The sequence below is a fragment of the Allobaculum sp. Allo2 genome (assembly GCF_022701175.1).
GTDB lineage: Bacteria > Bacillota_I > Bacilli_A > Erysipelotrichales > Erysipelotrichaceae > Allobaculum > Allobaculum fili.
In genome coordinates, this window is record NZ_CP078088.1 from 1,452,549 (window position 1) to 1,465,413 (window position 12,865).

Below are 12,865 nucleotides of genomic sequence, written 5' to 3' on the forward strand. Positions count from 1 at the left end.
AGGGAATTTCAAATCCAGGCAAGATGGTCTATGTAAACGAATGTAAATCCTGTAACAAAAATGTAACGAAGCATCCGAAAATGAGCGATTCCCATAAAAAGTGCTCAATCTTCTTTACAAGCGAAAGATGGCGGAGTACCATGCAAACCATAAAGAAACCAGCAAACCGATGCGGAAGAGATCAAACAGAAAAAGGGATTAAAGCGAATCCGGGAGGGTGCAAGCCGGAGAATTACCGTTCTGCAAATGGACTTCCAAGGGCGATGTGAATTCAGTAGCAAAGCCGGGCCTTTCCCGTTACAGAAAGTAGAATGTGTTCGCATTCGATGAGAGGGCGTCAGCCAATACAGGTGGTACCGCAGAAAATTATTCTGTCCTGGTTCGAAAGAGGAAAACTCTTTTGGAACAGGACTTTTGTTTAATACGGGAAGTCCGATTGTCGAATCCAGTCAATCAGGAGGAAATACAGATGAAACGAACAACAACAGCGAAATTTGCGAGTGCTGCCCTCGCGGCGTCCCTGCTTTTGCAGGCTGCTCCTCTTCCCCAAACAGCGCGTCCAGCAGTGCCAAAGGCTCCAGTACAGCCGCTGCTTCAAACGAAAGCTATCAGATCGGACTGGCGCAGCTGGTCGATCACCCCTCTCTCAATACGATTCGGGAGGCCTTCCTCGATGAGCTTGAAGACGAAGGCTACACCGATGGCGAAAATGTCTCCATCAACTACCAGAACGCGGCCGGAAAGACATCCAGTCTGGATTCCATCATGTCGAGCTACAAAGCCGACGGTTCCGAAGTCATCGTAGCCATCGCTACACCGACGGCCATGAGTGCCCAGAACTACTCCACCGAAATTCCAGTCGTCTTCTCCGCGGTCTCCGATCCCGTCGGCGCAGGCCTTGTCGAATCCCTCGAAAAACCAGGCGGAAACATTACTGGTACAAGCGACGAAGTACAGGTTGAACAGATCGTCGATCTGATACTTGAGCTTTCCCCGGAGATTCATAAAGTCGGCGTTCTCTACAATACCGGCGAAGCCAACTCCGTATCCAATGTGAAGCGCTTCAAGGATTACGCCAGGAAAAAGGACTCGAAGTGGTTGAACGTACTGGAACCGACAATACGACGATGCAGCAGGCAGCCGTCGAACTCGCTTCTTCTGTCGACGCCATGTTCTCGCCCAACGACAACACGGTTGCAACCGGAATGGCGTCTCTTGGACAGGTTGCTGCCGATGCCGGCATTCCTTACTATGTCGGCGCGGATTCCATGGTACAGACCGGCGGCTTTGCGACGGTCGGGATCGACTATGAAGAACTTGGAAGAGAAACCGCGCGTATGACGATCGATGTTCTCAACGGAAAATCTCCAGCCGACATGCCGGTCAAAGTGTTCAAGGACAATCTGAACATTTACGTTAACGAAGAACTCCTCAATAAGCTTTCCGAAAACGGAAAACCAAAGTAGCCCTCCCCGAAGATCTTTCCGGCAAGGAAAATCTGAAAATGGTCACTTCCTTCGAATAAAAAGAAGTCATACTCGCGGCAAAGCGTCTTAACATTCCAGACGACACGCTCGTAAGCTGTCTCGAACAGGAAAATCATTTGTCTCAAAAGGCACGTCTAATAGAAGTACACAGAAATAGAAATACATAGAAATTCAGGAAATCTGCTGACCGCCCGAATCCGGGCGGTTCAGTCTGTAAAGAAAGGAACCTATGACTGCAGATCTTATTCTCAATGCCGTCCAGCTCGGTCTGATCTTCGCCATTCTCTCGCTTGGTGAATACATCACCGTCAACATCATGGACAACCCGGACCTTACGGTAGACGGTTCGTTTGTAACCGGAGCTGCCGTCTGCGCCATGATGACGCTCGCGGGCCATCCAGTCCTCGGTCTATTTGGCGCCCTGATCGCCGGCGCCCTCTGCGGATGCGTCACCGCATTTCTGATGACCAAAATGAAAATCCAGCCCCTTCTGGCCGGCATTCTGACAATGACCGGGCTGTATTCGATCAACCTGCGCATTATGAACGGCTCGCCGACCGTCAACCTGTTTTCCGGCGGCAAACCGGCGCAGACGCTCTTTCCAACCCGTCGACAAGACTTTATGTTCTGCTTGCGGTTGTCGTTCTGATCATCGTCCTTCTGGCTTTTTCTTTAAAACCAACCTGGGTCTTATGCTTCGCGCCAGCGGCGACAACGAACAGATGGTCCGCTCGTCCTCGATCAACACCTCCCGTATGAAATTTCTCGGTCTCGGGCTGTCCAACGCACTCGTCGGTCTTTCCGGCGCCGTGCTCGCGCAGTTCCAGAACTTCGCAGACATTTCCGGCGGTACCGGCATGCTCGTTCTCGGTCTGGCCGGCATCATCATCGGCGAAGCCATTTTCCGTCCGAAAAACGTCACTATGGGTCTGATCGCTTCGGCGATCGGCGCCATTCTGTACCGAATTCTTTACACGATTGCGCTGCGTCTTGGCTTTGCGGCCAGCGACATGAACCTCGTTTCCTCGATTCTGGTTGCTCTGACGATCTCGATTCCAGCGATCCAGAAATACATGAAAGGACGGAAGAAAAATGCTTGAACTTCAGGACGTTTCGGTTCTGTTTAACGAAGGAACTACACTGGAAAAGAAAGCGCTCGATCACGTGAGCGTCACCATTCATCCCGGCGAATTCGTCACGATTCTGGGCAGCAACGGGGCCGGAAAGTCGACATTCTTCAATGTGATCAGCGGCAATGCGCCGGCGAAAACCGGAAAAATTCTGCTCGACGGAAAAGATCTGACGAACGAACCGGAATACGTTCGCTCCCGCAGCATCGGCCGTCTCTTTCAGGATCCGAAGCAGGGAACGGCACCGCATCTGACGGTGGAAGAAAACATGGGTCTGGCCATTTCCTCAGGCCGTAATCCGTTTGCGATCGCGGTCGGCAAAAAGCAGGAAGCCGAGTTCAAGTCTCTTCTCGGCCAGCTCGACATGGGTCTTGAAGATCGTCTGAAAACACCGATCGGCCTGCTTTCCGGCGGTCAGCGCCAGGCGGTTTCTCTGATGATGGCCGTTGCCCATCCGCCAAAGCTGCTTCTGCTCGACGAACACACCGCCGCGCTGGACCCCGTCAGCGCCAAAAAGATTCTCAAGATTACCAACGACATTATCGAACGCGATCACATTACCGCGCTGATGATCACCCATAACCTGCGCGACGCGCTTGAAAACGGAAACCGTCTGCTGATTTTCCAGGACGGCAAAATTAAGCATGACTTTTCCGGAGAAGAAAAGGCGCGCCTGACCCTCGAAGATCTGATTCACCTTTACGATATTTAAGGCTTCGCCTGGGTTCATTTTTCCATCTTGTACGGGTACGATCTGCAGTATATTTGTTCTTAAACGGACAGCCTCTCCTTTCTGGATGGCTGTCCGTTTTAAATGACTGCGGATCGAAAGCATTCGAAACCCGACGAAAATTGAAAGAAGATTTGTATAGCTCTGGGGATTTCGGCTTGTGTTTCCGATTGAAATGTTTACACTACTTATTAAATGCAAAGAACAGAAGGAGTACCTGCTCGCGGGACATGCAGAGAGCTTTCGGTTGGTGAAAGAAAGCCAGAAGCAGCAGGGAAGGTAGTCTGGGAGCAGCGGCTCTGAACTGTACAGTAGGAGCTGACGTTTTCGCCGCGTTAGGCTGAGCGGTCTTTCGATACGAAAAGACAATGAAGGTGGTACCGCGGGGTTTTCTCGTCCTGAACAGGAAGAAAGCCCCGCGTTTTTTGTTTTTGCATTCGGTTTTACTCCGGATTCATTTGCGGTGCAGGAGACAGTGCCGCAAACCCGCGGCCGGATCGTGTGATCCGCCTGGAGAGATCCGTAAAATAAAAAATTCAGCAAGGAATAGAAAAGGAGCTTGAGCGATGAAAGAACTTTCCAAGAAATACGATCACAAGCTGGTAGAAACGCCCGAAACCTATTCGAAATGGATCGAAAAAGGGTATTTCACAGCGGGTGACGCATCCAAAATCCCGTATACGATTGTGATTCCGCCCCCAAACGTAACCGGCAAGCTGCATCTCGGTCACGCGTGGGACAACACGCTGCAGGATACCGCGGCGCGCTATAAACGTCTGAAAGGCTACGATGTACTGTATCTGCCGGGTATGGACCATGCCGGTATCGCCACGCAGGCGAAAATCGACGCCCGCCTGCAGAGCGAAGGCATCAGCCGCTATGATCTCGGTCGGGAAGGCTTTTTAGAGCGCGCATGGGAGTGGAAAGAAGAATACGCTTCCTTTATTCGTCAGCAGTGGGCGCAGATGGGTCTTTCCCTCGACTACAGCCGCGAACGCTTTACCCTCGATGAAGGTCTGAACAAAGCCGTAAACAAAGTGTTTGTACAGCTGTACAACGAAGGCCTGATTTATCAGGGCGAACGCATCATCAACTGGGACCCGCAGGCGATGACCGCGCTCTCCAATATTGAAGTTATCCATAAGGAAATTCCAGGCAAGATGTACTACTTCAAGTACACCGTGCAGGAAACCGGAAAAGAACTCATTATCGCGACGACCCGTCCGGAAACGATGTTTGCCGACCAGGCGATTTTCGTTCACCCGGATGACAAGCGCTATTCCGATCTCGTAGGTCTGCACGCGATCAACCCGGCCAACGGCGAAGCGCTGCCGATCATGGCCGACGACTATATCGATATGGATTTCGGTACAGCCGTCATGAAATGTACGCCGGCTCACGACCCCAACGACTTTGCTCTTGCGAAGAAATACGGTCTGAAAATGCCGATCTGCATGAATCCGGACGGCACGATGAACGAACTGGCGCATAAATACGAAGGCATGGACCGTTTCGAATGCCGCGAAGCGCTGCTCAGGGATTTCGAAGCCGCCGGTGTTGTCGATCATATCGAAGACCATCCGCATCAGGTCGGCCATTCCGAACGTACTGGCGTCATCGCCGAACCGTATCTGTCAAAACAGTGGTTCGTAAAGATGAAGCCGCTGGCGCAGGCGGTTCTTGACGCACAGAAAACGGATGAAAAATCAGCTTCATCCCATCGCGTTTTGAACACACCTTTACGCAGTGGCTTGAAAACATTGAAGACTGGTGCATTTCCCGTCAGCTCTGGTGGGGTCACCGCATCCCGGCCTGGTTTAATAAGGAAACCGGTGAAATTTATGTCGGCGAAGAAGCGCCGGCGGATCCGGAAAACTGGACGCAGGACGAAGACGTTCTCGATACCTGGTTCTCTTCCGCCCTCTGGCCGTTCTCCACGCTGGGCTGGCCGGATATTACCGAAGATTTCAAGCGCTACTATCCGACCGATCTGCTCGTTACCGGCTATGACATCATCTTCTTCTGGGTCGCACGCATGGCCTTCCAGGCGCGTCATATGACGAACAACCGTCCGTTCAAGGACGTTCTCATTCACGGTCTGATCCGCGATGCGCAGGGCCGCAAGATGTCCAAGTCCTTAGGCAACGGCATCGACCCGATCGATGTCATCGACGCCAAAGGCGCCGACGCCCTTCGCTTCTTTTTGTCCACCAACTCCGCTCCCGGTCTCGATACCCGTTTCGATGAAGCCAAGATCGACAAGGCCTGGAACTTCATTAACAAAATCTGGAACGCGTCCCGCTACGTACAGATGCAGATGGACGGAAAACCGGCAGCCGATCCGGATTTCAAAAGCTTTCCGAAGCCGATCAGTGGATTCTGGCCCGCCTGAACGAAACGATCGACAATGTCGAACGCAATCTCGACCGCTACGAAATGGGTCTGGCCGGCAATGCGCTCTATAACTTTGTCTGGAACGATTTCTGCTCCTGGTACATCGAACTCTCCAAGGCAGCGCTCAACTCCGAAAATCCGCAGACGCGTGAAAACACCGTCGCCATTCTCGTTTACGTTCTGCGCGCCATTCTGATTCTGCTTTCTCCGATGATGCCGTTTGTGACCGATCACATTTATCAGGCACTCGAACTTGGCAAGGACAGCATCAACGAAGAATCCTGGCCCAAAAAGTCGAATTCTACTCCGATGAGAAAACGGTTCGCGACATGAATCTGATCCTGTCGTCGATTGAAGCCGTTCGTGAAATCAAGACGCAGTACGGAATGAAACCGCGCGAAGTCATTGCTATCGATGTCGTAACGAGCGATGGAGACCGCTATCCGCTCAGCAACGAAGGAACGGCTCTGCTCGAAGGCATGGCGAAAGTCACCCTCACCCCGGTAGAAGCCGGCGACGATACGCTCGTCCGCGAAGTGGACGGCGCTCTGCTCCGTACGCCGATGGCCGGTCTGATCGATGTCGAAGCCGAAATGGCCAAAGCGGAAAAAGAAGTCGCCCGTCTTGAAAAGAAGTAGCGCGCGGCGAAAAGATGCTTTCCAATCCAGGATTTGTCAACAAGGCACCGCAGGCCAAGATTGACCAGGAAAAGGAAAAACTCGAAAAGAACCGCTCCTCCCTCGAACAGGCCCGCAAAACACTTGCTGATCTGCAGGCCAAAAAAGCGGCGTAGTCTGCCGGTTCTCATTTTCAGCACCGCAAAATAAAATCAAAAATCAAAGATCTTCCCCAGCCCAGGTGCGGCCGAACGGGAAGATCTTTTTTCGCTGAATCTATTGAAGAAGATGATAAAGTGCGCAAATCGTATATATTCTTGTCCTGTCCAAAAAGTGGGTGTTCCTCTGCGCCGTTTTCAATTTATACTGAAAGCGTATTCAGCATTTTTAATGGGACTTTCGAATTGGGGAAAGTCCCCACATCTATAAGGAGGAAACTGCTATGTACACGCTTGATGCAGAACATGAAGCGATGCGCCAGAAAGTTCGTGCGCTTGGCGAAAAATCCATTCCGTCGATCGCCATGCAGCTCGACGAAAATAATGAATTTCCAAAAGCCTTTGTCGGCCAGATGAAAGACGCCGGCCTGATGGGCATTCCATACGAAAAGGAAATGGGCGGCGCCGGACTGGACGCGCTGTCCTATGCGATCGCGGTGGAAGAACTCTCCCGCCTCGATGGCGGAATCGGCGTTATTCTGTCCGCTCATACGTCTCTGGGCACCTGGCCGATCGCGGAATTCGGTACGCCTGAACAGAAAGAAAAATACCTCAAGCCGCTGGCTTCGGGCGAGAAGCTCGGCGCGTTTGGTCTGACCGAAGAAAACGCCGGATCGGATGCCGGCGGAACCGAAACGACCGCTGTCAAAAAGACGGATATTATTTGTTAAACGGACATAAGATTTTCATCACGAACGCTCCGGAAGCCGATACGTACGTCGTATTCGCCTCGACCGATCCGTCCAAAGGAACGCGCGGCATCAGCGCCTTTATCGTCGAAAAGGGAATGGAAGGCTTCACCTGCTCCCCGCACTATAACAAGATGGGCATCCGCTCTTCCTGCACTGCGGAACTGAACTTCAGGGATGTCAAAGTGCCGGAAGAAAACCTGCTTGGTCTTGAAGGCCAGGGCTTCAAAATTGCGATGGCTACCCTCGATGGCGGCCGCATCGGCATCGCCGCGCAGGCTCTCGGCATTGCGCAGGGCGCCTATGAAGACGCGCTCACGTATGCCAAAGAGCGCGAACAGTTTGGCGCGCCAATCGCGGTAAACCAGGGCATTTCCTTCAAACTTGCGGATATGGCGACCCAGATCGAAGCCGCCCGCCTGCTCGTCTATAGGGCCGCTGAACTGAAACAGAAACACGAACCGTATTCCACAGCAGCTGCCATGGCGAAACTTTTCGCCTCGGATATGGCGGTTAAAGTGTGCGATGATGCGCTGCAGATTTTCGGCGGCAGCGGCTACATGAAAGGCATGGGTGTCGAACGCCGCTATCGCGACGCCAAGATCACTCAGATTTACGAAGGTACCAACGAAATTCAGCGTGTTGTTATTGCCTCCGGCATTCTCGGCCGTCTGAAGAAAAAGACGCTGGAAAACCGAAAGCGGATGCGCCAAAACAGCCGGAAGGCCGTAAAGGCGTCATCATCGATGAACTGAGCGATGCCGCCAACGCCCGCAAACTGGCGACCATTCTGAAATCTTCCTTCGATTTCAAAAACCGGGAAGATCTCAATACGCCGATCGATCATGCACAGAAAATTCTCGCCATCGGTCAGGGCGCGAAAACGAAAGAACACGCGGATGCGGCCATCGATGTGGCCAGAAATCTCGGCCTGGCGATTGCCTCCAGCCGCCCGGCAGCTGAAGTCCATCACTTCACCAGCATGGATCGCTTTGTTGGACTGTCCGGTCAGAAGGCCAATCAGGCAAAACTGTATATCGCAGCGGGCATCTCCGGTGCCAAGCAGCATTTGAAAGGCATCGAAAAAGCCGGTATGGTTGTCGCGATCAACACCGATCCAAACGCGCCGATTTTCAAAAACGCGGATTACGGCATCGTAGGCGATATGAACGTCATTCTTCCGCTGCTCGAAAAAGAGCTGGGCGAAGAAGAAAAGCCGGAAAAGAAGCTCGACGTTTACCAGTGCACCCTTTGCGGATACGTTTACGATCCGACCGTCGGCGATCCGGAAAGCGGGATTGCCCCTGGCACAGCCTTTGAAGATATTCCAGAAGACTGGTCCTGCCCGTACTGCGGCGCGGCCAAATCGGACTTCGTAAAAATTTCCTGATCCGACAAACCAGAACGCTCTCTCGATCTGTTTTCCTGAGTAAAAGGGGAAATCGAGACATACGTGAATTGGATGTTCGGTTTAACGAACGCAAACCTCCTCTTCGCTTGCTTCATGCTGCAAAGGGAGGTTTTTCTGCGGACTGGGAAAGAGAAAATCGACAGATCTTCACCAATCGAACATCCAGCTGGATCCATTTGAACGTCAGGCTCTCAAAAGGAAATATCATCGTCCGCCTTTGTCGGCCCAGGCAATGTTAAAATATCGATATGAAATCTTTTGTTCTTGATGCCGCCAAAATCGAACCCGGCCTGAACGCCGTTCAGTTTTTTCAGCAGTTTTATCATTTGAAAGACGAAACGATCGCCTCGATCAAGCGCACGCTGTTTGAGATGGAAGAGACAATGATTACAGAAGTCTTCAACTGGCCCGTCGATCATCCGGCCTGGAAGGAAATCAGTCTCGTTCTGGAATCCATTCAGCAGCACTCCCCAGATTTTTACGTGATCTGGGGACCGGAGACGATCAATGCCAGAGACTATCTTCTTACCAGAGAAGAAGAAGATTCCAAAGCTGAACTGACCGAACCTGCAGACCCAAAGACGGCGGATTTTTCCAAGATGACTGCGGAATGCAAAGTTCCTGAATAAGCCAGCCCCGAATAAGCACAGTCCAATACGTAAGCCCAATACGAAAGAATAAAGCGCACAGTCTCGAAACTGTGCGTTTTCTTTTGGCCTGTCTGCTCGATCCAAATCGAATACCGGAACTTTCGCCCAAAGAAAAACGCAGAATTCAGACGAATCTGGATTCTGCGTGAAGATTGTGCGAATCATTCAAAATTGAAAAACGGTTTGCGATCAGTCGTTTTCTTTGGCCTGTGCGGACATCTTTTCGCGATACAGGTTCCGGCGATCCTGTGCGGTCAGTCCTTTTTGCGCAGACGGATCGCATCTGGAGTCACTTCGACGAGCTCGTCATCGTTGATCCACTCGAGCGCTTCTTCAAGGGAGAACACTCTGGGCGGAGTCAGAAGCATGGCTTCATCGCGTCCGGAAGAACGGATGGCGGTCAGCTTCTTGTTTTTGAGCGGGTTGACGTCCATATCGATGTTTCTGGACGATTCACCGATGATCATGCCTTCGTATACTTCGGTCTGCGGGGAGATGAACAGGGAACCGCGTTCCTGCAGGTTCCAGAGGGCATACGTCATGGCTGTACCGGTATCGGTAGAAATCATGGCGCCAAGCATGCGCTGCGGAATTTCGCCCGCATACGGGATATAGCCCGAAATGCGGCGAAGCAGGGTACCTTCGCCATGCGTATCGTTGATGAACTCGGTGCGGAAACCAAGCAGACCGCGGGTCGGCGCATTGTACGTCAGGCGCACATAGCCGTTTTCTTCGTCCATGTTTACCATCGTGCCCTTGCGCAGGTTGAGCTTGGAGATGATGGTGCCGGAATATTCCGACGGCGCGATGCAGACAACTTCTTCGACCGGTTCCACCTTCTGGCCGTTTTCATCGCGGTGGAGAATGACTTCCGGCTTGGAAACCGCAAGTTCATAGCCTTCACGGCGCATGTTTTCAATCAGGATGGAAATGTGAAGTTCGCCTCGTCCGCTGACTTTGAAGCAGTCGGCACTTTCGGTCGGTTCTACTTCCAGACCGACGTTGACTTCGAGTTCCTTTTCCAGACGTTCCTTAATGTTACGGCTGGTTACGTATTTTCCGGAACGGCCCGCAAACGGGGACTTGTTAACGTGGAAGTTCATCGAAAGCGTCGGTTCTTCGATTGGAATGTGGGGAGAGCTTCGATGCATTCGGGATCGCAGAGCGTATCGCCGATGGAAACGTCCGGCATGCCGGAAACAACGACGATATCGCCGGAATGGGCTTCGTTGACCGGAGTACGGGAAAGTCCCTTGTAAACAAAGAGATTGGAAATCGTTTCCTTTTCTTCCAGACCGTTCTGGTTGGTGCGAATATAGCTGCCGCCTTTTTGAGGGTACCGCGGGTAATGCGTCCGATGCCCAGACGGCCGATATAGTCATCATAGGCCAGAGCGGAAATCTGCATCTGAGCCGGTTCCTCGTCGCGGTCCGGATAAACCGGCGTATGTTCGAGAATGGTTTCAAACAGCGGTTCGATATTTTCCGAAGGCTCCGTTAAAGAGCGGGAAACGCGTCCTTCACGGGCGACGCCGTAAAGAATCGGGAAGTCAAGCTGTTCGTCAGTCGCGTTGAGATCGATAAACAGGTCGTACACTTCATCCACAACTTCTTCGGCGCGCTGGTCTTTCTTATCAATTTTATTGATCAGAAGAATCGGCTTCAGGCCGACTTCAAGCGCTTTGGAAAGGACAAACCGTGTCTGTGGCATCGGGCCTTCCGAAGCGTCAACCAGCAGAATAACGGTATCGACCGTTCCCATGATGCGCTCCACTTCACTGGAGAAATCCGCGTGACCCGGTGTATCGACAATATTGATTTTGACGCCGTTGTGAATAACGGAACAGTTTTTGAATAAATGGTGATTCCGCGCTCCCGTTCCAGAGCGTTGGAATCCATGACACAATCTACAACTTCTTCATTATCGCGGAAGACATCGCTCTGACGAAGGAAGGCATCCACCAGGGTGCTCTTGCCGGCGTCGACGTGGGCAATGACCGCAATATTAATAATTTTTTCTTGATCTGACATTCGGTCCTCTTTCCATTTTCAGGATAAACGTATGATTTCATGCGGCGATCAGTCAGATTGGCCGTAAAAATCAAAAGAATTATAGTCCGGGCCATAGAGGATTTCAATTCGCACTCCCGGAAGCCTTTTTCACTCCATTTTGTAAGGGGATCCACTTTTTAAAAGGGAAGGGTGCAGTCTTAGCCAAAAATGAGATAATGAAAAAGTTCAATAACATTTTAGCCGTCTGTATAACGCTTATTTTGCCTCTTCGTCTTTTTCGCTCGGTTCGGGCGATTTACCAGTCGATGGAAAAGTCGGATACGCCAATAAAAAATGACAGGCAGGTCGATAAAAGAGATATCGACAGAAAAGAGAAATGTCGATAGAAAGGGAAGAAGGACGGCTTCTGGAAACAGGATGGTGTTTTATGGAGATAAGATACTTTAAGGATTACTCCCGTTATCTCGATCGGGATATGGAATTTAAGATGTACGGAGATTCGGGCATTCTCTGCCTGATCATTCCGTGTCAGGACGGCCGCTTCTATGAATGGGAAGACCGCAAGATGTTTGAGCTGATGAAACCGTTCATGGACGAGGGAAGAGTCCAGTTTGTGACGATCGATACGATCGATAAAGAAACCTGGTCGGACTACGGTCCCAGCGATCACCGCATGTATATGCAGGAAAGCTGGATCAACTACATCGTGAACGAACTGCTGCCTTCCGTTCATGAAAAAGCCGGCAAGGATCCGGATGAGCCGATGATGGTCATGGGCTGCTCGCTGGGCGGAACGCATGCAGCCAACCTCTTCTTCCGCTTCCCGCAGAAGTTCAATAAGCTTCTCGCCATGAGCGGTGTCTACGATCTTTCCTGCTATATTCACGATAATAACTTTGACGGCAACTTTTATCAGAACAGCCCGTTAGCCTATATGCCCAATATGGAAGCTTCGCATCCGTATATTGATCTGTACAACCAGAACAAAGGCTTCCTGGTCGTGGGACAGGGCGACTGGGAAAGCCAGACCGCCAACGATCTGCGCCGTCTGGCAGATGTTCTGTATCAGAAAGGCATCTGCACGTCCTGCTATTTCTGGGGTACGGATACGCCGCACGACTGGCCAAGCTGGGAAAAGCAGATTCTCGAATATCTGCCGCAGCTTGTCTGAACATCGATACGAAAAAAAGGCACTGGACGTCTCAGTGCCTTTTTACTTGGAAAATCTGATGATTTTCCTCCGCCAGATATGATAAAAGGAGCGGATAAATATTAAAAGAAAGGAGGTAGTCCAGTTACCCGGACAACATAAGTATAGCCCTTTTTAAAGGCGAATTTCGGAAGATTTGCCAAAGACGATGCCCGATAGAGGATGAAAAATGCATACAGATCAGACTGTCGACCGGACAATTGGCCTTGTTTGTACGCGCAGGAAAATCTTACAATGAAAAACGTGCAGTCCGTATATTTTTCGACTGCCGAAAGGGGAGAGCAAAATGGCACTGACAAAAGAGAAGATTCTGGTCT

Annotated in this window: 7 protein-coding genes, 5 pseudogenes and 1 other annotated feature; of the genes and pseudogenes, 10 read left to right on the top strand and 2 right to left on the bottom strand. The window is 51.3% G+C overall.

Going from position 1 to position 12,865, the window contains the following annotated elements; all coding sequences use genetic code 11:
- Nucleotides 1-414: 414 nt before the first annotated feature.
- The 9 genes and pseudogenes from KWG61_RS08150 to KWG61_RS08185 all read left to right on the top strand — a co-directional run bounded on the left by KWG61_RS08150 (nucleotide 415) and on the right by KWG61_RS08185 (nucleotide 9,305).
- Nucleotides 415-1,466 (top strand): annotated as a pseudogene (locus tag KWG61_RS08150) (ABC transporter substrate-binding protein).
- Nucleotides 1,467-1,716: 250 nt separating this feature from the next.
- Nucleotides 1,717-2,136 (top strand): hypothetical protein, encoded by a 420-nt coding sequence (locus tag KWG61_RS17330; protein WP_367614165.1) that lies wholly within the window; start codon nucleotides 1,717-1,719, stop codon nucleotides 2,134-2,136.
- A 43-nt stretch (nucleotides 2,137-2,179) separates the two neighbouring features.
- The gene (locus KWG61_RS17335) at nucleotides 2,180-2,587 is read left to right on the top strand and encodes a hypothetical protein (protein ID WP_367614166.1); all 408 of its coding nucleotides are present in this window, start codon (nucleotides 2,180-2,182) and stop codon (nucleotides 2,585-2,587) included.
- Complete coding sequence (locus tag KWG61_RS08160) at nucleotides 2,580-3,329, top strand: ABC transporter ATP-binding protein (protein ID WP_230266842.1); 750 nt, start codon at nucleotides 2,580-2,582, stop codon at nucleotides 3,327-3,329. Before KWG61_RS17335 ends, KWG61_RS08160 begins: the two co-directional genes overlap by 8 nt.
- Before the next feature lie 209 nt (nucleotides 3,330-3,538).
- Nucleotides 3,539-3,751: a binding site (T-box leader), on the top strand.
- A gap of 162 nt (nucleotides 3,752-3,913) precedes the next feature.
- A pseudogene (locus KWG61_RS08165) lies at nucleotides 3,914-6,534 on the top strand (valine--tRNA ligase).
- 296 nt (nucleotides 6,535-6,830) lie between these two features.
- A pseudogene (locus tag KWG61_RS17340) lies at nucleotides 6,831-7,936 on the top strand (acyl-CoA dehydrogenase); the annotation flags it as partial.
- A gap of 194 nt (nucleotides 7,937-8,130) precedes the next feature.
- Nucleotides 8,131-8,289: pseudogene (locus KWG61_RS08175) on the top strand (FAD-binding protein); the annotation flags it as partial.
- A 174-nt stretch (nucleotides 8,290-8,463) separates the two neighbouring features.
- Complete coding sequence (rd, locus tag KWG61_RS08180) at nucleotides 8,464-8,655, top strand: rubredoxin (RefSeq protein WP_230266865.1); 192 nt, start codon at nucleotides 8,464-8,466, stop codon at nucleotides 8,653-8,655.
- A 269-nt stretch (nucleotides 8,656-8,924) separates the two neighbouring features.
- The gene (locus tag KWG61_RS08185; protein ID WP_230266844.1) at nucleotides 8,925-9,305 is read left to right on the top strand and encodes a hypothetical protein; all 381 of its coding nucleotides are present in this window, start codon (nucleotides 8,925-8,927) and stop codon (nucleotides 9,303-9,305) included.
- Nucleotides 9,306-9,580: 275 nt separating this feature from the next.
- On the opposite strand, the gene KWG61_RS17345 is transcribed toward KWG61_RS08185, so the two are convergent.
- A complete protein-coding gene (locus KWG61_RS17345; RefSeq protein WP_367614167.1) occupies nucleotides 9,581-10,477 on the bottom strand; it encodes a hypothetical protein in 897 nt (298 codons plus the stop codon).
- Nucleotides 10,413-11,356 (bottom strand): annotated as a pseudogene (locus KWG61_RS17350) (GTP-binding protein). The gene KWG61_RS17345 and the pseudogene KWG61_RS17350 overlap by 65 nt, the downstream one beginning before the upstream one ends.
- A 409-nt stretch (nucleotides 11,357-11,765) precedes the next feature.
- Here KWG61_RS17350 and KWG61_RS08195 point away from each other — a divergent pair.
- Nucleotides 11,766-12,509, top strand: coding sequence for an esterase family protein (locus tag KWG61_RS08195; protein WP_230266846.1), 744 nt, complete (start codon nucleotides 11,766-11,768; stop codon nucleotides 12,507-12,509).
- The last annotated feature ends 356 nt before the right edge of the window (nucleotides 12,510-12,865 follow it).

Coding starts and splice junctions, on each gene's coding strand:
- KWG61_RS17330 (WP_367614165.1), top strand. CDS start 1,717: ATGACTGCAGATCTTATTCTCAATGCCGTCCAGCTCGGTCTGATCTTC.
- KWG61_RS17335 (WP_367614166.1), top strand. CDS start 2,180: ATGCTTCGCGCCAGCGGCGACAACGAACAGATGGTCCGCTCGTCCTCG.
- KWG61_RS08160 (WP_230266842.1), top strand. CDS start 2,580: ATGCTTGAACTTCAGGACGTTTCGGTTCTGTTTAACGAAGGAACTACA.
- KWG61_RS08185 (WP_230266844.1), top strand. CDS start 8,925: ATGAAATCTTTTGTTCTTGATGCCGCCAAAATCGAACCCGGCCTGAAC.
- KWG61_RS17345 (WP_367614167.1), bottom strand. CDS start 10,477: ATGCATCGAAGCTCTCCCCACATTCCAATCGAAGAACCGACGCTTTCG.
- KWG61_RS08195 (WP_230266846.1), top strand. CDS start 11,766: ATGGAGATAAGATACTTTAAGGATTACTCCCGTTATCTCGATCGGGAT.